The organism is Pseudomonas sp. 58 R 3 (assembly GCF_900006605.1).
Taxonomy (GTDB): domain Bacteria; phylum Pseudomonadota; class Gammaproteobacteria; order Pseudomonadales; family Pseudomonadaceae; genus Aquipseudomonas; species Aquipseudomonas salomonii.
On record NZ_CVTT01000027.1, the window covers coordinates 72,874 to 92,003 of the forward strand.

22 protein-coding genes and 1 tRNA gene are annotated in these 19,130 nt (G+C 59.0%); 17 read left to right on the forward strand and 6 right to left on the reverse strand.

All coding sequences use genetic code 11. From position 1 onward, the window contains the following. Nucleotides 1-15: 15 nt before the first annotated feature. Nucleotides 16-1,044, forward strand: a complete 1,029-nt coding sequence (locus BFP92_RS03585; protein ID WP_065911846.1) for a nucleoside hydrolase — start codon at nucleotides 16-18, stop codon at nucleotides 1,042-1,044. Between the two features lie 33 nt (nucleotides 1,045-1,077). On the opposite strand, the gene BFP92_RS03590 is transcribed toward BFP92_RS03585, so the two are convergent. After that, entirely contained in the window at nucleotides 1,078-1,290 is a 213-nt protein-coding gene (locus tag BFP92_RS03590; protein WP_056861277.1) for a hypothetical protein, read from the reverse strand. Between the two features lie 172 nt (nucleotides 1,291-1,462). On the opposite strand from BFP92_RS03590, the gene BFP92_RS03595 reads away from it, so the two are divergent. Together BFP92_RS03595 and BFP92_RS03600 are read left to right on the forward strand one after the other, a co-directional pair. Continuing rightward, nucleotides 1,463-1,771, forward strand: a complete 309-nt coding sequence (locus BFP92_RS03595; protein WP_065911918.1) for a hypothetical protein — start codon at nucleotides 1,463-1,465, stop codon at nucleotides 1,769-1,771. Nucleotides 1,772-1,914: 143 nt separating this feature from the next. Next, nucleotides 1,915-2,235, forward strand: coding sequence for an I78 family peptidase inhibitor (locus tag BFP92_RS03600; RefSeq protein WP_017138776.1), 321 nt, complete (start codon nucleotides 1,915-1,917; stop codon nucleotides 2,233-2,235). Between the two features lie 73 nt (nucleotides 2,236-2,308). On the opposite strand, the gene BFP92_RS03605 is transcribed toward BFP92_RS03600, so the two are convergent. Together BFP92_RS03605 and BFP92_RS03610 are read right to left on the reverse strand one after the other, a co-directional pair. Next, nucleotides 2,309-2,521 carry a cold-shock protein gene (locus BFP92_RS03605; protein ID WP_003234260.1) on the reverse strand — a complete coding sequence of 71 codons (213 nt, stop codon included), beginning with the start codon at nucleotides 2,519-2,521 and terminating at the stop codon, nucleotides 2,309-2,311. A gap of 289 nt (nucleotides 2,522-2,810) precedes the next feature. After that, the gene (locus tag BFP92_RS03610) at nucleotides 2,811-3,125 is read right to left on the reverse strand and encodes a hypothetical protein (protein ID WP_083221690.1); all 315 of its coding nucleotides are present in this window, start codon (nucleotides 3,123-3,125) and stop codon (nucleotides 2,811-2,813) included. 365 nt (nucleotides 3,126-3,490) lie between these two features. On the opposite strand from BFP92_RS03610, the gene thrS reads away from it, so the two are divergent. The 9 genes from thrS to BFP92_RS03655 all read left to right on the forward strand — a co-directional run bounded on the left by thrS (nucleotide 3,491) and on the right by BFP92_RS03655 (nucleotide 10,943). Further along, complete coding sequence (gene thrS, locus BFP92_RS03615; protein ID WP_065911849.1) at nucleotides 3,491-5,413, forward strand: threonine--tRNA ligase; 1,923 nt, start codon at nucleotides 3,491-3,493, stop codon at nucleotides 5,411-5,413. Further along, on the forward strand, nucleotides 5,413-5,964 hold the full coding sequence (infC, locus tag BFP92_RS03620; protein WP_015884933.1) for a translation initiation factor IF-3: 552 nt from the start codon (nucleotides 5,413-5,415) through the stop codon (nucleotides 5,962-5,964). Before thrS ends, infC begins: the two co-directional genes overlap by 1 nt. A gap of 59 nt (nucleotides 5,965-6,023) precedes the next feature. After that, a complete protein-coding gene (gene rpmI / locus BFP92_RS03625) occupies nucleotides 6,024-6,218 on the forward strand; it encodes a 50S ribosomal protein L35 (RefSeq protein WP_002553160.1) in 195 nt (64 codons plus the stop codon). Between the two features lie 27 nt (nucleotides 6,219-6,245). Then, the gene (gene rplT / locus BFP92_RS03630; protein ID WP_003174975.1) at nucleotides 6,246-6,602 is read left to right on the forward strand and encodes a 50S ribosomal protein L20; all 357 of its coding nucleotides are present in this window, start codon (nucleotides 6,246-6,248) and stop codon (nucleotides 6,600-6,602) included. A 109-nt stretch (nucleotides 6,603-6,711) separates the two neighbouring features. After that, the gene (gene pheS / locus BFP92_RS03635; protein ID WP_034117607.1) at nucleotides 6,712-7,728 is read left to right on the forward strand and encodes a phenylalanine--tRNA ligase subunit alpha; all 1,017 of its coding nucleotides are present in this window, start codon (nucleotides 6,712-6,714) and stop codon (nucleotides 7,726-7,728) included. Between the two features lie 26 nt (nucleotides 7,729-7,754). Continuing rightward, entirely contained in the window at nucleotides 7,755-10,133 is a 2,379-nt protein-coding gene (pheT, locus tag BFP92_RS03640) for a phenylalanine--tRNA ligase subunit beta (RefSeq protein WP_065911851.1), read from the forward strand. A 3-nt stretch (nucleotides 10,134-10,136) separates the two neighbouring features. Next, nucleotides 10,137-10,439, forward strand: a complete 303-nt coding sequence (gene ihfA / locus BFP92_RS03645; RefSeq protein ID WP_002553164.1) for an integration host factor subunit alpha — start codon at nucleotides 10,137-10,139, stop codon at nucleotides 10,437-10,439. Continuing rightward, nucleotides 10,420-10,776, forward strand: coding sequence for a MerR family transcriptional regulator (locus BFP92_RS03650; protein ID WP_003174972.1), 357 nt, complete (start codon nucleotides 10,420-10,422; stop codon nucleotides 10,774-10,776). The genes ihfA and BFP92_RS03650 overlap by 20 nt, the downstream gene beginning before the upstream one ends. Before the next feature lie 90 nt (nucleotides 10,777-10,866). Next, a tRNA-Pro gene (locus BFP92_RS03655) sits at nucleotides 10,867-10,943 on the forward strand. 317 nt (nucleotides 10,944-11,260) lie between these two features. On the opposite strand, the gene BFP92_RS03660 is transcribed toward BFP92_RS03655, so the two are convergent. Together BFP92_RS03660 and BFP92_RS03665 are read right to left on the reverse strand one after the other, a co-directional pair. After that, the gene (locus BFP92_RS03660; RefSeq protein WP_065911920.1) at nucleotides 11,261-11,542 is read right to left on the reverse strand and encodes a type II toxin-antitoxin system RelE family toxin; all 282 of its coding nucleotides are present in this window, start codon (nucleotides 11,540-11,542) and stop codon (nucleotides 11,261-11,263) included. Then, nucleotides 11,538-11,825: a type II toxin-antitoxin system Phd/YefM family antitoxin gene (locus BFP92_RS03665; protein WP_065911856.1), complete on the reverse strand. Its 288-nt coding sequence runs from the start codon at nucleotides 11,823-11,825 to the stop codon at nucleotides 11,538-11,540. Before BFP92_RS03665 ends, BFP92_RS03660 begins: the two co-directional genes overlap by 5 nt. A gap of 315 nt (nucleotides 11,826-12,140) precedes the next feature. On the opposite strand from BFP92_RS03665, the gene BFP92_RS03670 reads away from it, so the two are divergent. Next, nucleotides 12,141-12,782 carry a glycoside hydrolase family 25 protein gene (locus tag BFP92_RS03670; RefSeq protein WP_065911857.1) on the forward strand — a complete coding sequence of 214 codons (642 nt, stop codon included), beginning with the start codon at nucleotides 12,141-12,143 and terminating at the stop codon, nucleotides 12,780-12,782. A 5-nt stretch (nucleotides 12,783-12,787) separates the two neighbouring features. On the opposite strand, the gene BFP92_RS03675 is transcribed toward BFP92_RS03670, so the two are convergent. Further along, nucleotides 12,788-13,417, reverse strand: a complete 630-nt coding sequence (locus BFP92_RS03675) for a CatB-related O-acetyltransferase (protein ID WP_065911859.1) — start codon at nucleotides 13,415-13,417, stop codon at nucleotides 12,788-12,790. A 167-nt stretch (nucleotides 13,418-13,584) separates the two neighbouring features. Between BFP92_RS03675 and BFP92_RS03680 the strand changes: the two genes are divergently transcribed. From BFP92_RS03680 to BFP92_RS03695, 4 genes are all read left to right on the forward strand, one after another. Next, nucleotides 13,585-15,990 (forward strand): TonB-dependent receptor, encoded by a 2,406-nt coding sequence (locus tag BFP92_RS03680; protein WP_065911861.1) that lies wholly within the window; start codon nucleotides 13,585-13,587, stop codon nucleotides 15,988-15,990. A gap of 260 nt (nucleotides 15,991-16,250) precedes the next feature. Beyond that, a complete protein-coding gene (locus BFP92_RS03685; RefSeq protein WP_065911863.1) occupies nucleotides 16,251-17,171 on the forward strand; it encodes a Fe(3+) dicitrate ABC transporter substrate-binding protein FecB in 921 nt (306 codons plus the stop codon). Between the two features lie 2 nt (nucleotides 17,172-17,173). After that, a complete protein-coding gene (gene fecC, locus BFP92_RS03690) occupies nucleotides 17,174-18,163 on the forward strand; it encodes an iron-dicitrate ABC transporter permease FecC (protein ID WP_065911865.1) in 990 nt (329 codons plus the stop codon). Continuing rightward, nucleotides 18,160-19,128: an iron chelate uptake ABC transporter family permease subunit gene (locus BFP92_RS03695; RefSeq protein ID WP_065911867.1), complete on the forward strand. Its 969-nt coding sequence runs from the start codon at nucleotides 18,160-18,162 to the stop codon at nucleotides 19,126-19,128. Before fecC ends, BFP92_RS03695 begins: the two co-directional genes overlap by 4 nt. The last annotated feature ends 2 nt before the right edge of the window (nucleotides 19,129-19,130 follow it).

The following is a 19,130-nucleotide window of genomic DNA, read 5'->3' on the forward strand; positions in this document are numbered from 1 at the left end:
GACAAGGAGTGTTTCATGCAACGTGGTCTCCCAATCCTGAAAAACCTGTTTAGGAGTGTCCTGCTTTTGTCCGCACTCACCGCAGCCAGCGCCCAAGCGGCGGAAAAAATCGACCTGATCATCGACACCGACCCAGGCGCTGATGACGTCGTGGCGTTGCTGTTTGCCATGGCGTCCCCGCAGGAGCTGAGCATTCGTGCGCTGACCACCGTCGCCGGTAACGTGCGCCTCGACAAGACTTCCCGCAACGCGCGCCTGGCCCGCGAGTGGGCAGGGCGCGAGGACATCCCGGTATACGCCGGCGCGCCAAAACCCATGCTGCGCACGCCGATCTATGCGGAGAACATCCACGGCAAGGAAGGCATTTCCGGGGTCGCCGTGCATGAGCCGAAAAAAGGCCTGGCCGAAGGCAATGCCGTTGACTACCTGATCAAGACCCTGAGCACCGCCAAACCTCATAGCATCACCATCGCCATGCTCGGCCCACAGACCAACCTGGCACTGGCGTTGACCCAGGCGCCGGAGATCACCCAAGGCATCAAGGAAGTGGTGGTGATGGGCGGGGCGCATTTTAATGGCGGCAATATCACCCCGGTAGCTGAGTTCAACCTGTTCGCAGACCCTGTTGCGGCTGAAATCGTGCTCAAGAGTGGCGTCAAGCTGACTTACCTGCCGCTGGACGTGACCCACAAAGTACTGACCAGTGATGCGCGTCTGAAACAGATTGCCGACATCAAGAACAATGCGAGCAAGGTGGTGGGCGATATTCTCAATGAATACGTCAAGGGCGACATGGAACACTACGGCATCCCGGGTGGCCCGGTGCATGACGCTACCGTGATTGCCTACCTGCTCAAGCCTTCCCTGTTCAGCGGCCGTGAAGTCAACGTGGTGATCGACAGCCGCGAAGGCCCGACCTTCGGCCAGACCGTAGTCGACTGGTATGACGGCCTCAAGCAGCCGAAGAACGCATTTTGGGTTGAGAACGGCGACGCCCAAGGCTTCTTCGATCTGCTGACCGAGCGCCTGGCCCGTCTGAAGTAAGCTGTTTGCCGGTCGGCGCTCGCCGGCCGGGTCTTATTCGCGCTCGGGGTTGTGGGCGCCCATGTGGTCGGCCGGGTATTTCTCGAATACCTGGCCGATGAAGGCCTGTGCGGCTTGCGTGCCGAGTTCCTTGACCAGCAGGTCGATTCCGATGATGGCCAACTCCTCCGTGCTTCCGGGGCTGTAGGAGCTTTGTCCTTGAGGCCACTTGGCTTTGATGTCGGCTTGGAGGGTTACAGTGCTCATGGTCGGGGCTCGCGGGGCTGGAATGCTGGACAGTGCGCTGGAGCGCGCTTCTAACCGGGGCAGTTAACCATTTTTGCGCAGCGTTTGGCAGTGCTACTTAGGCATGAGACGTTTCGGGATGAGGCCGATGCTGTGCGACACTGTTGCCCTATTCAACTACCGGGGACACCAGGTGCAGATCGATTTGAACAACCCCGATAACCTCACGCTGGATGCCGTGCGCCAATTGCTCGCCAGCGCCAGTGACGACGAACATACCCAGTTGCGGGTGACCAAGGGCGGAATCGCCTATATTTCGTCCGGGACGGCCGTAGGCGGAGTCGACATCGACGGCCTGCTGTTTCGCCTCGAGACCTGGGCCAAAGGTTCGGGTTATGTTGGTAACGTCGCCGCCAGCGATGAGGTCTGGGTCCGGCAGATTTTCAATGCGCTCCAGCAGAACTGGCCAAAGCCACCGTTTGACTACATCGATATCTACTGAATTCGTTCATATCTGGTGACGATTGATCGGGCGAATGCTCGCCGTGAGTCAGGCAGACTTACCCTTCGGCGATTTACGTCTTGAAACCAAACCGCCAGATCGCTGTCGCACGATCTCTGTCCATTTTTTTCATAGGAGGCTTCATGCCTTGGAAGCTCGCATCATTCGGTACTTTGTTGGCAGCACTCGCGTTGGCGGGTTGCAGCACCCCGGGTGCCCCTGAGCCAGGCAAAGATGCCGCCGTTGCCGATGCAGGTCACACCCGCTGCGAATCGAAGGCCGCCGAATTCGCCATCGGCCAGAAAGCCTCGCCTCAATTGCTGGAGCAGGCACGTACCCGTGCCGGCGCGCAGAACGCACGGATCCTCAAGCCTAACGACATGATCACCCTGGAATACCGCTCCGACCGTCTGAACCTGAACACCGACGACAACCTGGTGATCACGCGGGTCAACTGCGGCTGATCGCCCTGCGGCTTTTGCAGCGCCCATAAAAAACCCCGTCACATGGACGGGGTTTTTTTAGCTCAGCGGAGAATTACTCGCCGCGAACCTGTGCAGCTTGCATACCCTTTTGGCCTTTCTCAGCCACGAAGGAAACGGTTTGGCCTTCTTTCAGGCTTTTGAAACCGTCGCTTTCGATAGCTTTGAAGTGTACGAACAGGTCGTCACCGCCACCTTGAGGAGTGATGAAGCCGAAGCCTTTTTCATCGTTGAACCATTTAACGGTGCCGGTTTGGCGATTAGACATGGTGTATCTCCAAGAAACATATATTTTCAGTAGTGCTGTGCTGCTCAGGCCAACTGGGCACACCGGGGTATCATAGTCGAAATGTTCGGCTTGTAAGCCCCCCCAAGGCATTGTTTGCTAATCAATAGCGTTGCGTTTAGTGCCTTGGTCGGCTGAAAGCCCCGATTTACGGGGCTTTGCTGCGAAATATCAGCTGTTAAAAAAAGCCGTAAAAGCTGCGTAATTTGTGCGAAATGGCAGTTTTCAGGCTGTTTTTTCAGTCAAATGGCCGTCTGATCAGAGGTCGTGGTTATTTTTTCTTCACGACTTTGCAGGACGAAATCGCCGCGACAGCTTTGTTTTTCAGCTCCGGCTTGGCGTTCTGGTTGGTCATGAGTTCCTTGATTTCGGCAGTGCTCAATTCGGCGTTGATCTTGTCGGCGCCGCATTCGCAATGGTCTTTGGCGGTTTTGGCATCAACGTTCTGGCTGGCGGCGGCACTGCAATCTGCAATGAAGCTGTCGCGGGCACCGGCTGGCCAGTTCGACGGGGCGGCAGCCTGCGCGCCGAGGGAAAGGAGGGTCAGGGAAGCGGCGAGAGCGAGGGTCGAGGTAAAGCGCATCATGAAGTGCTCCTTTGATTCGTGGGCAAACAGCGATTCTCAGCGGGTTTGAGGGCTTTCGTACAGCCCAAGTTCACTTTTGCAGGCATCAAACACGGGATTTTATGTTTCATCAGGCGCGGCAGGCGCGATGACCGTTCATCTGTGCTAGCATCCTCGGCTTGGCTATTTCCAGGCGCGCCCATTGCCGCCTTGCCATGTTCTTTGAGTTCACTCCAGTCACTCTGGTTCGATTATCGGTTAGCCGAAAGGCTCCTGCCGCTGTAAGGCAGGCGTTCATCACTGAACGGCCTGGTGTTGGATCTTGTACTGGCTCATCCCAACCCACGTGACCTTTGGTAGGGGTCACCACTAGGAGAGGAGGCGCCATGCCAACTATTACTCTTCCCGACGGCAGTCAACGTTCATTCGATCATTCGGTTTCCGTAGCCGAGGTCGCCGCATCCATTGGTGCAGGTCTTGCCAAGGCCACCGTGGCCGGCAAGGTCGACGGCAAGCTGGTGGATGCCAGCGACCTGATTACCACTGATGCCAGTCTGCAAATCATCACGCCCAAGGATCAAGAGGGGCTGGAGATCATTCGCCACTCTTGTGCGCACCTGATCGGCCATGCGGTCAAGCAGCTTTACCCGACGGCAAAAATGGTGATCGGCCCCGTCATTGACGAAGGCTTCTATTACGATATCGCCTATGAGCGTCCCTTCACTCCGGACGACCTGGCGGCTATCGAAGCGCGCATGCACGCGCTGATCGAAAAAGATTACGACGTGATCAAGAAGGTCACGCCACGCGCCGAAGTCATCGACGTGTTTACCGCCCGTGGCGAAGACTACAAGCTGCGTCTGGTGGAAGACATGCCGGACGAGCAGGCCATGGGCCTGTATTACCACGAAGAATATGTCGACATGTGCCGTGGCCCGCACGTGCCGAACACGCGCTTTCTCAAGTCGTTCAAGCTGACCAAGCTGTCGGGTGCCTACTGGCGCGGTGACGCGAAGAACGAGCAATTGCAGCGGATCTACGGCACGGCCTGGGCTGACAAGAAGCAGCTGGCGGCCTACATCCAGCGCATCGAAGAAGCTGAAAAGCGCGACCACCGCAAAATCGGCAAGCGCCTGAACCTGTTCCACCTCCAGGAAGAAGCGCCGGGCATGGTGTTCTGGCACCCGAACGGCTGGACCCTGTACCAGGTGCTCGAGCAGTACATGCGCAAGGTTCAGCGCGACAACGGCTACCTGGAGATCAAGACGCCTCAGGTTGTTGACCGTAGCCTGTGGGAGAAATCCGGGCACTGGGCCAACTACGCCGACAACATGTTCACCACTCAGTCGGAAAACCGCGACTACGCCATCAAGCCGATGAACTGCCCGTGCCACGTGCAGGTGTTCAATCAGGGCCTGAAGAGCTACCGCGAGTTGCCGATGCGCCTGGCCGAATTCGGTGCCTGCCACCGTAACGAGCCGTCGGGTGCGCTGCACGGCATCATGCGTGTGCGTGGCTTCACCCAGGACGACGCCCACATTTTCTGCACCGAAGAGCAGATGCAGGCCGAATCCGCCGCGTTCATCAAGCTGACCATGGACGTTTACCGCGATTTCGGCTTCACCGAAGTCGAGATGAAGCTGTCCACTCGTCCGGAAAAACGTGTTGGCTCCGACGAACTGTGGGATCGCGCTGAATCCGCACTGGCCGCTGCGCTAGACAGCGCGGGCCTTGCGTACGATCTGCAGCCGGGTGAGGGCGCCTTCTACGGTCCGAAGATCGAGTTCTCGCTGAAAGATTGCCTTGGTCGCGTCTGGCAGTGTGGTACCCTGCAGCTCGATTTTAACCTGCCGATCCGTTTGGGAGCCGAATACGTCTCCGAAGATAACAGCCGTAAGCACCCGGTTATGCTGCACCGGGCGATCCTCGGCTCGTTCGAACGGTTCGTCGGTATCCTGATCGAGCACTACGAGGGTGCATTCCCTGCGTGGCTGGCTCCGACCCAGGCAGTGATCATGAATATCACTGATAAACAGGCCGATTTTGCCGCTGAAGTTGAAAAAACTCTCAACGAAAGCGGATTTCGTGCCAAGTCCGACTTGAGAAATGAAAAGATCGGCTTTAAAATCCGTGAGCATACTTTGCTCAAGGTTCCCTATCTTTTGGTTATCGGAGATCGGGAAGTCGAGATGCAGACTGTCGCTGTGCGTACTCGTGAAGGTGCTGACCTGGGCTCGATGCCCGTCGCCCAGTTCGCTGAGTTCCTCGCGCAAGCGGTTTCCCGGCGTGGTCGCCCAGATTCGGAGTAATTATTATTAAGCGTGAAATGAGACAAGATAAACGAGCTGCACCGAAAGCCCCGATCAACGAGAATATCTCGGCACGCGAGGTTCGGTTAATTGGCGCTGACGGCGAGCAGATTGGCATCGTCTCGATTGATGAAGCGCTTCGTATTGCTGAAGAGTCCAAATTGGACCTGGTGGAAATCTCCGCCGATGCAATCCCACCTGTTTGTCGGGTGATGGACTACGGCAAATCGATCTTCGAGAAGAAGAAACAGGTTGCCGCAGCGAAGAAGAACCAGAAGCAGATTCAAGTAAAAGAAATCAAGTTTCGTCCAGGGACGGAGGAAGGGGATTACCAGGTAAAACTGCGCAACCTGGTACGTTTCCTGAGTGATGGGGACAGGGCCAAGGTATCCTTGCGATTCCGCGGCCGTGAGATGGCCCACCAGGAGCTGGGGATGGAACTCCTCAAGCGGGTTGAAGCTGACCTGCTCGAGTACGGTTCGGTCGAACAGCATCCTAAGATGGAAGGACGCCAGCTTATTATGGTCATCGCCCCGAAAAAGAAGAAGTAATCAACAGGGCACGGCAGGCCTTCTGATTATGTTTATCAACTGAATGCGGAGTACCGAACATGCCAAAGATGAAAACTAAAAGTGGTGCTGCTAAGCGGTTTCTGAAAACTGCTAACGGTATCAAGCACAAGCACGCTTTCAAGAGCCACATTCTGACCAAAATGTCGACCAAGCGTAAGCGTCAACTGCGCGGTAGCAGCTTGCTGCATCCGTCTGACGTGGCAAAAGTCGAGCGCATGCTGCGCCTTCGTTAATTTTAGTCAAGAATAGAGGAATAACTCATGGCTCGTGTAAAGCGTGGCGTCATTGCCCGTAAGCGTCACAAAAAAATTCTGAAACTTGCTAAAGGCTACTACGGCGCGCGTTCACGCGTATTCCGTGTTGCCAAGCAAGCGGTAATCAAGGCAGGCCAATACGCCTACCGCGACCGTCGTCAGAAAAAACGTCAGTTCCGCGCTCTGTGGATCGCTCGTATCAATGCTGGTGCACGTGTTAACGGTCTGTCCTACAGCCGTTTCATCGCTGGCCTGAAAAAAGCGTCCATCGAAATCGACCGTAAGGTTCTGGCTGAACTGGCCGTGAACGAAAAAGCGGTGTTTGCTGCGATTGTCGAGAAAGCTAAAGCCACTTTGGCTTAAGTACCCCCGACAGTCACCCTGGGCTGCTCCTGTAGCCCAAGGTGGTAAACGTCATAAATAGGGGAAGAGCCTTCAAGCTCTTCCCCTATTTTGTATCTGGAGTCTGTACATGGAAAACCTGGATGCGCTCGTTGCCCAAGCTCTTGAGGCTGTGCATAGCGCTGAAGATGTAAATGCCCTGGAGCAAATCCGGGTTCACTACCTTGGCAAAAAAGGTGAATTGACTCAGGTGATGAAGACCCTGGGGAATTTGCCGGCTGAAGAGCGCCCGCAAGTCGGCGCGCTGATCAACGTTGCCAAGGAGCGTGTCACCGAGGTGCTCAATGCGCGCAAGGCGTCGCTCGAGGAGGCCGATCTTGCGGCCAAGCTCGCCGCCGAGTCCATTGACGTCACCCTGCCTGGTCGTGGCCAGGCCTCGGGCGGTCTGCATCCGATCACCCGGACTCTGGAACGTATCGAGCAGTTCTTCACCCACATCGGCTACGGCATTGCCGAAGGCCCCGAGGTCGAAGACGACTATCACAACTTCGAGGCGCTCAACATCCCAGGCCATCACCCGGCCCGGTCGATGCACGACACCTTCTATTTCAACGCGAACATGCTGTTGCGCACCCATACCTCGCCGGTACAGGTCCGCACCATGGAAGCGAACAAACCGCCGATCCGCATCGTCTGCCCAGGCCGTGTGTACCGCAGCGACTCGGATATCACCCACTCGCCGATGTTCCACCAGGTCGAAGGCCTGCTGGTCGATCGCGACATCAATTTCGCCGACCTCAAAGGCACCATCGAAGAGTTCCTGCGGGTGTTCTTCGAGAAAGAGCTGGCGGTGCGTTTCCGTCCATCGTTCTTCCCGTTCACCGAGCCATCCGCTGAAGTCGACATGGAATGCGTGATGTGCAGCGGCAAAGGCTGCCGCGTCTGCAAGCAGACCGGCTGGCTGGAAGTGATGGGCTGCGGCATGGTTCACCCTAACGTGCTACGCATGTCCGGGATCGACCCGGAAGAGTTCTCGGGCTTTGCCTTCGGCATGGGCGTTGAGCGCCTGGCCATGCTGCGTTACGGCGTGAACGACTTGCGTCTGTTCTTCGACAACGACTTGCGGTTCCTCGCGCAATTTCGCTAGTCGTAACGAATCTTTAGGAGAGCAGGATGAAATTCAGTGAACAATGGCTGCGTGGCTGGGTAAGCCCGCAGGTAGATCGCGACGAGTTGGTTGCTCGTCTGTCGATGGCCGGCCTTGAGGTCGATAGCGTCACGCCGGCCGCCGGTGTTTTCACCGGCGTGGTGGTGGGCGAGGTGCTGAGCACCGAGCAGCACCCCGATGCCGATAAGCTGCGTGTGTGCCAGGTCAGTAACGGCGCAGAAACCTTCCAGGTCGTGTGCGGAGCGCCTAACGTGCGCCCGGGCCTGAAGATCCCTTTTGCCATGATCGGCGCCGAACTGCCGGGCGACTTCAAGATCAAGAAAGCCAAGCTGCGTGGCGTTGAGTCCAACGGCATGCTGTGCTCCCAGGCTGAACTGCAAGTCGGCGAGGGCAATGATGGCCTGATGGAACTGCCGGCCGATGCGCCAGTGGGCCAGGACATTCGTGTCTACCTGGAACTGGAAGACGCCAGCATTGAGGTCGACCTGACCCCAAACCGGGGTGACTGCCTGTCTCTCGCTGGTCTGGCCCGTGAAGTGGGCGCGCTGTACAACGCCCCGGTCACCCGCCCAGTGGTTGCCGCAGTCGCCGCAGTGCATGACGAAGTGCGCCCTATCGACGTACTGGCGCCAAACGCCTGCCCACGTTACCTGGGTCGTGTGATCCGCAACGTCGACCTGTCCAAGCCAACCCCGCTGTGGATGGTTGAGCGCCTGCGTCGCGCCGACGTGCGCAGCATCGATGCTGCCGTGGACATCACCAACTACGTGATGCTGGAGCTGGGCCAACCGCTGCACGCCTTCGATCTCGCCGAAATCAATGGCGGCATCCGCGTGCGCATGGCCGAAGAAGGTGAAAAGCTGGTACTGCTCGACGGCCAGGAAGTCAGCCTGCGCGCCGACACTCTGGTAATTGCCGACCATTCCCGCGCCCTGGCGATTGCCGGCGTGATGGGTGGCGAGCACAGCGGTGTGTCCGAAACCACCCGCGATATTTTTCTTGAGAGCGCGTTCTTCGACCAGATCGCCATCGCTGGCAAGGCCCGTTCCTACGGCCTGCACACCGATGCGTCGCACCGCTATGAGCGTGGTGTGGACTGGAAGCTGGCCCGTGAAGCCATGGAGCGCGCCACTGGCCTGCTGCTGGAAATCACCGGCGGCGAAGCCGGCCCGATCACCGAAACCGTCAACGAGCAGTTCCTGCCGTCGGTTGCACCGATCACTCTGCGTGCCAAAAGCGTCGAGCAAATGCTTGGCCTGGTGATTGATCCTGCACAAATCGAGCAACTGCTGTCCGCACTCGGCCTGGGTATTTCCGCCGGTGGGGAAGGGCAGTGGCACGTAGAAGTGCCAAGCCATCGTTTCGACATCAGCCTGGAAGTCGACCTGATCGAAGAGCTGGCCCGCCTGTACGGCTACAACCGCCTGCCGGTTCGCTACCCGCAAGCGCGTTTGGCACCGCAACCCAAGGCCGAAGCGCGTGCGCACCTGCCGGAGTTGCGTCGCCTGCTGGTTGCCCGTGGCTACCAGGAAGCGGTGACTTACAGCTTCATCGATCCAAAGCAGTTTGAACTGTTCAACCCAGGTGTTGAGCCGTTGCTGTTGGCCAACCCGATCTCCAATGACATGGCCGCCATGCGTTCGTCGCTGTGGCCGGGTCTGGTCAAGGCACTGTCCCATAACCTGAACCGTCAGCAAGACCGCGTGCGCATGTTCGAAAGCGGCCTGCGTTTTGTCGGCCAACTCGACGGCCTCAAGCAAGAGCCGATGCTGGCGGGTGTTGTCTGCGGTAGCCGCCTGCCAGAAGGCTGGGCACAGGGCCGCGATGGCGTGGACTTCTTCGACGTTAAAGCCGATGTGGAAGCGGTGCTGGGCTTTGCCGGTGCACTGGATGACTTCACGTTTGTGCCTGGTAGCCACCCGGCATTGCACCCGGGCCAGACTGCACGTATCGAGCGCGAAGGGCGTTTGGTGGGTTTTGTCGGTGCCATCCACCCAGAGCTGTCGAAAACCCTGGGTCTGGACCGTCCGGTATTCGTTTTTGAGCTGGTTCTGGCTGAAGTGGCGTCGGGCAAGATGCCTAAATTCAGCGAGTTGTCGCGCTTCCCTGAAGTGCGTCGTGACCTCGCGCTGATCGCCGACCGTGAAGTGGCCGCCACTGCCGTTCTGGACGTAATCCGTGAAAATGCAGGGGAATGGCTGACAGACCTCAGGCTATTTGACGTCTATCAGGGTAAAGGCATTGATCCGCATAGAAAAAGCCTTGCAGTTGGCTTGACCTGGCAGCATCCATCGCGCACTCTTAATGACGATGAGGTGAATACCACGACACAAAATATCCTCACCTCGCTCGAACAAAGGTTGAACGCCACGTTAAGGAAGTGACGTATGGGGGCTTTGACGAAAGCTGAGATGGCGGAACGTCTGTACGAAGAGTTGGGTCTGAACAAACGCGAAGCCAAGGAATTGGTCGAGCTGTTCTTTGAAGAAATTCGGCACGCTCTGGAAGACAACGAACAGGTCAAATTGTCCGGTTTCGGCAATTTTGACCTGCGGGACAAACGCCAGCGGCCTGGCCGCAATCCAAAAACGGGAGAAGAAATCCCGATCACGGCTCGCCGTGTGGTCACCTTTCGTCCAGGGCAGAAGTTGAAGGCCCGAGTTGAGGCTTATGCTGGAACCAAGTCATAACGACGAACTACCCGTCATCCCAGGCAAACGCTACTTCACCATCGGTGAAGTCAGCGAGCTTTGTGCGGTGAAACCGCACGTGCTGCGCTATTGGGAGCAGGAGTTTCCTCAACTCAACCCCGTCAAACGCACCGGGAACCGTCGGTATTATCAGCGCCAGGACGTGCTGATGATCCGACAGATCCGTGCGTTGCTGTACGACCAGGGGTTCACCATCAGCGGCGCGCGCCAGCGTATGTCCGGTGATGAAGCCAAAGACGACACCACCCAATACAAACAACTGATCCGCCAGATGATCTCCGAACTCGAAGATGTGCTGGTGGTGTTGAAGAAGTGATACAAGCTTTTAAAATACTTCCACATTTCAAAAGCTTGCGGTATATTCCGGATCGCTTCGTTACGAAGCAAACCCAGTAACACGCCTAGTCGGGGCGTAGCGCAGTCCGGTAGCGCACTAGCATGGGGTGCTAGGGGTCGAGTGTTCGAATCACTCCGTCCCGACCATATTATTCAGTGATTTAGCCCAATCTGAAAAGGTTGGGCTTTTTCATGCGCGCTGCTTTTAGATAACTGATTCGGGAGTCTATGCTTGAAGAGGCCTCTCGACAGTTCTATGACTCCAAAACAGAAAGACTCAAAGGGTTTGCCACTGCTAATGAGGCAGCAGTGTCAGGGATCACTACGACCGGTGAAGAAGCGCAAAAACTCGTGGTAAGCGCACGACGCAAAACTGCCGAGTAGCGCCTTGATGGCTTCTGCCGAGAGCTGAGGGTTGCTTTCAAAAGCATAGCCTGGCCCAGAGCCGGGCTTCTTGTATCTGCCTACCGCTTCCCTGCTTGCTCATACACCGAACTGCGCTCTCGCTTGCCTACGGCCAGCACCAGAATGACAATCCTCTCATCCTCTACGCGATACACCAGCCGATACCCGGCTCCGCGCAATTTGATCTTGTAGCAATCCTTCATGCCGTGAAGCGCATCACCTGGTACTCGCGGGCCTTCCTGCCGCTCCTGGAGCTTTTTCAGGAACTGGAGGCGGATTGTGCCGTCGAGCTTACGCAATTCCTTCAGCGCTTTCGGATCCCACTCGACTTCGTACTCAATGGCCATTGGCGATATCTGCCTTCGCCTCGCCAATCAGATCGTCGAGGGATACTCGAACGGGTGTTTCGTTGGCGTCGAGCCGAGCCTTGACCAGTTGCACCAGCTCCAGCTCGTCCAGGCGCTCTACCATCGCTTCGTAGACATTTGCCGGAACCATGTAGCCCATGACGCGGTTGTGGTTCAGTACGGCTACGGCCTGGCCGTTGGCGTCGCTCAAGACGGAGGAGGGATTCTTCTTGAGTTCGGAAACGCTCACCGCCACATCTGCCAGGATATATTGCATAGATAAGACTCCTAAATAGGTCTTTATTCTGGTCTTTTTGTTCGCTGTTTACAAGTGCATAGCAAATCTGCTCGAGCTTCTTGGTCGGCTACTTTCAGTGATTGCACTTTCTAAGTGGAGCCCGCTGAGTACGGTGATGTTTCTCGTCCCGCTGAGTGGCTCACTGCGCTGGGCGCTCAGATAAGCAGGACTGGGAACGGGTGCACCCGAGATATCCCTACGCAGGCAGTATTCATATACGGTTTTTCCGCGCCTAAGGATGAAAGTATCCGAGATGAAAGGTTGCATAACGCACCCGGCGTCTTGGAGAAACTCATGAGTTGTGAACAGCAAACCCCAACCACCCATGCTCTTGGCATTGATGTATCGCGCTGGCAAGGAGAGATCGACTGGCGCCGCGTCGCGTCAGCCGGTGTCACCCATGCCATTGTGAAGATGACCGAAGGAGGCACCTACACTGACCCTCGGTTTGCAACAAACTTTGCCGGGATGCTGGCCCACGGTTTGACTGCGGGGGTTTACCACTACTTTCGTGCCCTGAGCAGTACCCCGGGCGAACAACTGGCCAATATTCGGCAGCGGCTCTGCGAGGCCAACTTCGAGGTCGGGAAGCACATCCTGGCTATTGATGTAGAAACCTCGCGCAATGAAACGGCGAGCCCGGATCAGATGGCCGATGCCTTGCACGAACTGGTAACGCTGCTCAGCACGCAAGTACTCGATGGCGCGCATCCCTACATCTACACGTCACCCAGCATCTGGGCTGACCGCGTGGCGTGGCGCAAGTACGATTTCAGCCCGTGCCCGTTGTGGATCGCCAATTGGGATGCCAAGCAGCCGACGGTGCCCGAAACCTGGAGTAGCTACGGCAAGAGCTGGCACTGGTGGCAGCACAGCAGCAAAGGCCAGGTCGATGGCATTCAAGGTGCCGTGGATCTTGACTGGATCAAGCGCTAAAGGCTTCAGCCAGCCGAACGCTCTCGCTGGCTGAGGTACTCCACAAACGGCCCGATATCCGTACTGCACAGCAAATGCGCCACCTCACGCACCTCCGCCTCCGGCCAATCCCACCAGGCGGATTGCTCAAGGATCAACCGAGTCGGCTCGTCAAAACGCCAGCGGATATGTTTGGCCGGGTTGCCGCCGACGATGGCGTAAGGCGCCACATCCTTGGTCACTATCGCGCCTGCTGCCACGACTGCGCCATTGCCGATCGTCACGCCCGACAGAATTTTCGCGTGCGAGCTGATCCAGCAATCATTGCCAATGATCACGTCGCCTTTGCTGCCACCAAAGTCGGTAATGTGCGCGAGGCTTTTCATCTTGGCGGGGAAGGGGTAGCAACTGAGCCAGTCGGTGCGATGATGGCCGCCCAAATACACGTCCACATTGCCAGCAATCGAGGTATAGGCGCCGACACGCAGGGTCGTGCCTTCATGCCAGTCGTGCACCTTCAAATCGCCGTAGGTGCCTATGCCAAAGCTGTAGTTTGGATAGCGGTTGCGCAGTTTTTGCGTAGAGCGCTCCAGCGGGGAGAGCGCGCGTATTGCCTTGCGCGCTTTTTTTTCGCGCCATTTACGCAATAGCTTCATGCGGTGAGCCTTTATGCAGAGATTGAAATCAGGCGACATCGTGAGCAATGGCTGCCCTCTATGCAAGACGAAGGCTTTATCTGCTGAAAAAAATTGCCAACGCCTGTCCCTTTTTTGCGCCTCGCCTGTCATTGCAGGTAAGTGAACAAAATCGAGAGCTTCCCTCCATGTCCGCAGTCCGACCCATGCGCTTGCGCCCGTTGCTGAACCTGAGCCTGATGCTGAGCCTCGGTGCCAGCCCGTTGTTTGTCCCGCTCAGCTATGCCGAAGACAGCACCGCCCGCCGCAGTTACCAGGTGCCGGCCGGTAGCCTGAGCGCCGCATTGACGCGCTTCGCCGGGCTCGCCGGGGTCAACCTGTCGGTGGACCCGGCGCTGGTCAGCGGTCGCAGCAGCGCCGGTTTGTCGGGTGAATACGGCGTGGAGGAGGGCTTTGCCCAGTTACTGACGGGCTCGGGCCTGCAATTGCAACCGATGGGCGCGCAGGCCTACAGGCTGATGCCGGTGCCGGAAAGCGGCAGCCTGCAATTGGCACCCACGTCCATCGTCGGCACCACTGGGTTGGCCGATGGCGATACCTACGCCGGTGGCCAGGTGGCGCGGCGTGGCTCGCAAGGCCTGCTCGGCTCGCGGGACTTTATGGAAACCCCGTTCAGCATGACCACCTACACCGCCGATGCGGTGAAGAATCAGCAGGCGCGCACCCTCGGCGACCTGGTCGCCAGCGACCCGTCGGTGCGCGCCACCAACCCGGCGGGCGGGCGCTACGAGCAGTTCACCATTCGCGGGTTCAGCCTGTTCAACAGTGATGTGGCCTACAACGGCCTCTATGGCGTACTGCCCACCTACACCATCGACATGGAGATGGCTGAGCGCGTCGACATCCTCAAAGGCCCGAGCCAGTTGATCAACGGCATCTCGCCGCGCGGCAGTGTGGGCGGCGGGATCAACGTGGTGCCCAAGCGCGCCACCGACAAGGACATCACCTCGCTGACCGGCACCTGGGCCTCCGGCAGCCAGGCCGGTGGCGCGGTGGACGTGGGGCGGCGCTTTGGTGAGGACAATAAGTTCGGCATTCGTTTCAATGGCGTGAAGCAGTCCGGCGATACCGAATGGGATCACCAGAGCGTCGACCGTGAAATGGCGGTGCTGGGCCTGGATTTTCGCGGCGAGCGCCTGCGCCTTTCCACGGATGTCGGCCACACCGAACGCGACACCGACGCGCCGCAAGAACGTGTACAAGTCGGCGCCAATGCCAGGGTGCCGAGCGCCAATGACGTACGGCATAACTACGCACAGCCCTGGAGCAAAGCCCGTACCGATGACACCTTCGGCACGGTTAACGGCGAGTTCGACCTCAGTGACAACGTGATGCTGTATGGCGGCGTCGGTGCGCGTAAAAGTAACCACGACTTCTTGCGTCACGCGGTGTCCGTCACCAACAACGCCGGGGATTTCAGCGTATTGCCACGGGATTTCACCCGCGACGAAAACGTGCGCACCGCCACCGCCGGCGTGCGCAGTTGGTTGCATACCGGGCCGGTCAGCCATGAGATCAACCTGGCGGCCAGCTACTTCTACATGGACTTTGAAAACGGCGGCGCCCGTTACGCGGCGGCGCCGAGCAACCTGTACAACCCGGTAGAAACCCCAACCCCTTCACGGCCGACACGCCTGGATTCCAAGGTCTACACCGAGAACCGCTTCAGTGGCGTGGCGCTGTCCGATACTCTGGGTTTTTTCGACGAGCGTTTACTGCTGACCCTCGGCGCGCGCTGGCAGCGGGTCAAGGTCGATGACTGGACCGACAACGTCAAAGGCGCTACGGCCTACGATGAGGAAAAAGTCTCGCCCTCCGGCGGCATCCTGTTTAAAGCCACCGACAAACTGTCGCTGTACGCCAACTACATGGAAGGCCTGAGCCAAGGCAAAATCGCGCCGTCGACCTCAATCAACGAAGACGAAATCTTCCCGCCGTTTGTCAGCCGCCAGGTTGAAGTAGGCGCCAAATACGACGCCGGCACGTTTGCCGTGACGGCTGCGGTGTTCCGCATCAAGCAACCGGCCTACGAAACCAACGCCACTACGCGGGTGTTCGGCCCCAACGGCAAACGCCAGAACGACGGCGTGGAACTGAGCGTGTTCGGCGAGCCGCTCAAGGGCGTGCGCCTGCTGGGTGGCGTGATGGTTATCGACAGCGAACTGACCCACACCACCAACGGCACTTTCGACGGCAACCGCGCGCCGGCCACGCCCAAGTACAACGTCAACCTGGGCGCCGAGTGGGATGTGCCGACGGTGGAAGGCTTGACCCTGACCAGCCGGGGTATCTATTCCAGCTCGCAGTACCTGGACCAGTCCAACGTCAAGGAAATCGACGCCTGGACCCGCCTCGACGTCGGTGCGCGCTATGCCTTCAAGGTCGACGACAAGCACATCACCTTGCGGGCGAACGTCGAGAACATCGCCGATAAACGCTACTGGAGTTCGGCGGGTGCTTCGGATGACAGTGAGCCGGGCCTGACCCTGTCAACGCCGCGCACCTATTTGCTGTCGGCCACGGTGGACTTCTAAACGCAGGGATTATGTGGGGAAGGCCAATGTTGGAGGGCCAATGTGGGAGCTGGCTTGCCTGCGATACAGACACCTTGGTCTGTCAGTAAGACCCGGTCGATGCTATCGCAGGCAAGCCAGCTCCCACACAAGCCAGACCACACCCTAAAATCGCTGCGTTAATAAGAATGTTTTTTGATTGCGTCGCCTCAATATGGAATAGTACCCGCCGTTTTCCCCGGCCCGTCCAGCCGGGGTGTTTTAACGCCGAGGTCTTTGTCATGCGAATGCTGCGCTCTATCCCGACCCTTGCCGCCTGCCTCCTGGCGTTGTCTTCCAGCGTGTTGCACGCTGCGCCCATCGACCTCAATGACGGCCAGCACGCGGTGCACCTGCCGGATGCGCCCAAGCGCGTGGTGGTGCTGGAGTTTTCCTTTCTCGACAGCCTCGCCGCCGTCGATGTCACGCCGGTCGGCGCTGCGGACGATGGCGATGCCAACCGCGTATTGCCGCGTGTGCGCCAGGCCATCGGCCAATGGAAGTCGGTGGGCCTGCGTTCGCAACCGAGCATCGAAGAAATCGCCCGGCTCAAGCCGGACTTGATCGTCGCCGACCTCAATCGTCATCAGGCCTTGTACAGCGACTTGGCGAGCATCGCGCCGACCCTGTTGCTGCCATCACGTGGGGAAGATTACGAAGGCAGCCTTAAATCCGCCGAACTGATCGGCACGGCCCTGGGCAAAAGCGTGCAGATGCACGCGCGCATCGCCCAGAACCGGGAGCACTTGCAGGCGATTGCCAAGCAGATTCCGGCAGGTGCCAGCGTGTTGTTCGGGGTTGCCCGTGAAGACAGTTTTTCCGTGCACGGGCCGGACTCCTACGCCGGCAGCGTGCTGCAAGCCATCGGCCTGAAAGTGCCGTCGGTACGCGCCAAGGCCGCGCCGACTGAGTTTGTCAGCCTGGAACAATTGCTCGCGCTTGACCCTGGCTGGTTGCTGGTCGGTCACTATCGCCGCCCAAGCATCGTCGACACCTGGAGCAAGCAGCCGTTGTGGCAAGTGCTCGGCGCGGTGCGTAATCATCAAGTGGCCGAGGTCGATGGCGACAGTTGGGCGCGTAACCGAGGTGTATTGGCGTCGGAGCAAATCGCTGAAGATACCCTGGCGATTCTCAAGGGCGGCAAAGCCGTATTGAGCCAATAACCGTGCAGCGCAGTTTCGCGGCGGCAGGCATAGTGCTGCTGGGTGCCGTGTTGTTCTGGTACTCGCTGTACAGCTGGTCGCCGTTCACCATCACTGCGACGGATGCCTGGAACGGCCTGGTTCATCAGGGCAGCGTGGGCGGCAATATGGCCTATATCGTGGCGCAGCTGCGCGTGCCGCGTGCGTTGTGCGCGGCGTTGGTCGGTGCCTGCCTGGGCCTGGCCGGAGCACTGATGCAAGGCATCACCCGCAACCGCTTGGCATCGCCGTCGTTGTTCGGCGTGACGGCGGGCGCGGCATTGGGATTGGCGTTGTTTTCCACCGGTTTGGTCGCGCCGCCCTTTGCCGGTGGCGCCCTGTTGATGACCTGCCTGGGCGGTGCGCTGGCCTGGGTCACGGTGTTCAGCCTGGGCGGCGCTTGGTCGCCGACCACCGCCCAAGGTCGGCTGGTGTTGGCCGGTGTGGCGGTTGCGGCGCTGTGCGCGGCCTTGACCCGGCTCACGGTGATTCTGGTCGAGGCCCAGGCCCAAAGCGTGCTGAACTGGCTGGCCGGGTCGCTGGCCAATGTGGGAGCGGCCCAGGTGCAACTGCTCTGGCCATGCACGCTGATCGGCGGCGTGTGGGCGCTGTGGTGTGCGCCGCGCCTGAACCTGATCAACCTTGGCGAAGACGCCGCGCGCTCGTTGGGCGTCGGTATCGCCAGCCTGCGCTTGCAGGTGTTTGTCGCCAGCTTGTTGCTGGTGGGCGCCAGCGTCTGTGCGGTCGGCCCCATTGGCTTTGTCGGGCTGATCGCGCCGAATATCATTCGCCAGTTTCTCGGTAACGACTACCGCTGGCTGATTCCGCTCAGCGCGGCATTGGGCGCGGTGATCGTGCTGGGCGCCGACTTGCTCAGTCGCGCGGTGGCCTTTCCAGTGGAAACCCCGGCGGGCGTGGTCACTGCTTTGATCGGCGCACCGTTCTTCCTGTTTCTTGCCAGGCGCACCCTATGATTCGGCCACGATTACGCTTATGGCTGCTGTTGGGCTTGCTGCTGGCGGCACTGCTGGCGAGCCTCAGCGCCGGTACGGTGTGGCTCAAGCCGGCCACCGTGCTGGAACGTTTGCTCGCCCACGACGCCCTCGATTTTGAAGTGTGGAACCACCGCCTGCCGCGCAGCCTGATCGCCATTCTGGCCGGCTGCGCCTTCGGCCTGGCCGGCGCGATTGTGCAGGGCGTGATCCGCAACCCGCTGGCCTCGCCGGAGATTCTCGGTGTGACCCAGGGCGCCGGGCTGGCGCTGACCGTGGCGATCATCAGCTGGCCACACCTGCCGATTGCCTGGCTGCCGCTGGTGGCCTGTCTGGGCGGTGCCGGTGGGGCCTTGCTGCTGGCGCTGTACAACACCGGCGTGAGTTTTTCCGGGGTGCGTTTTGCGCTGTCGGGGGTGGCGATTGCGGTGACCTTGTCCAGCGTCACCGAGTTTTTGATCCTGTCCCACCCGTTGGATATCAACACCGCATTGCTCGCGCTGACAGGCAGTTTGTGGAGCCGTAATTGGCACCATGTGGCGCTGGTGCTGCCGTTTCTGCTGTTGATCCCGTTGGGCTTGTGCCTGGCTAAACCTTTGAACCTGATCGCGCTCGGCGATGAGGCCGCCCACAGCCTGGGCACTGCGCTTGGCCGCACCCGCGGGTGGGCGATGGCCTGCGCGGTGGTGCTGACCAGCCTGGGTGTCGGCGTGATCGGGCCGATTGGTTTTATCGGCCTGGTCGCACCGCACATGGCGCGGCGTCTGGTGGGCGGGCATCACCAGTACTTGCTGCCGGCTGCGATGTTGATTGGCGCGTTATTGCTGGTGCTGGCCGACACGCTTGGGCGCACGTTGATCGCGCCCAGTGAGATCCCGGCGGGCGTGCTTACGGCGGTGATCGGCGCACCGTATTTTCTTTGGTTGCTGGCACGGTTCAAGGGTTGATG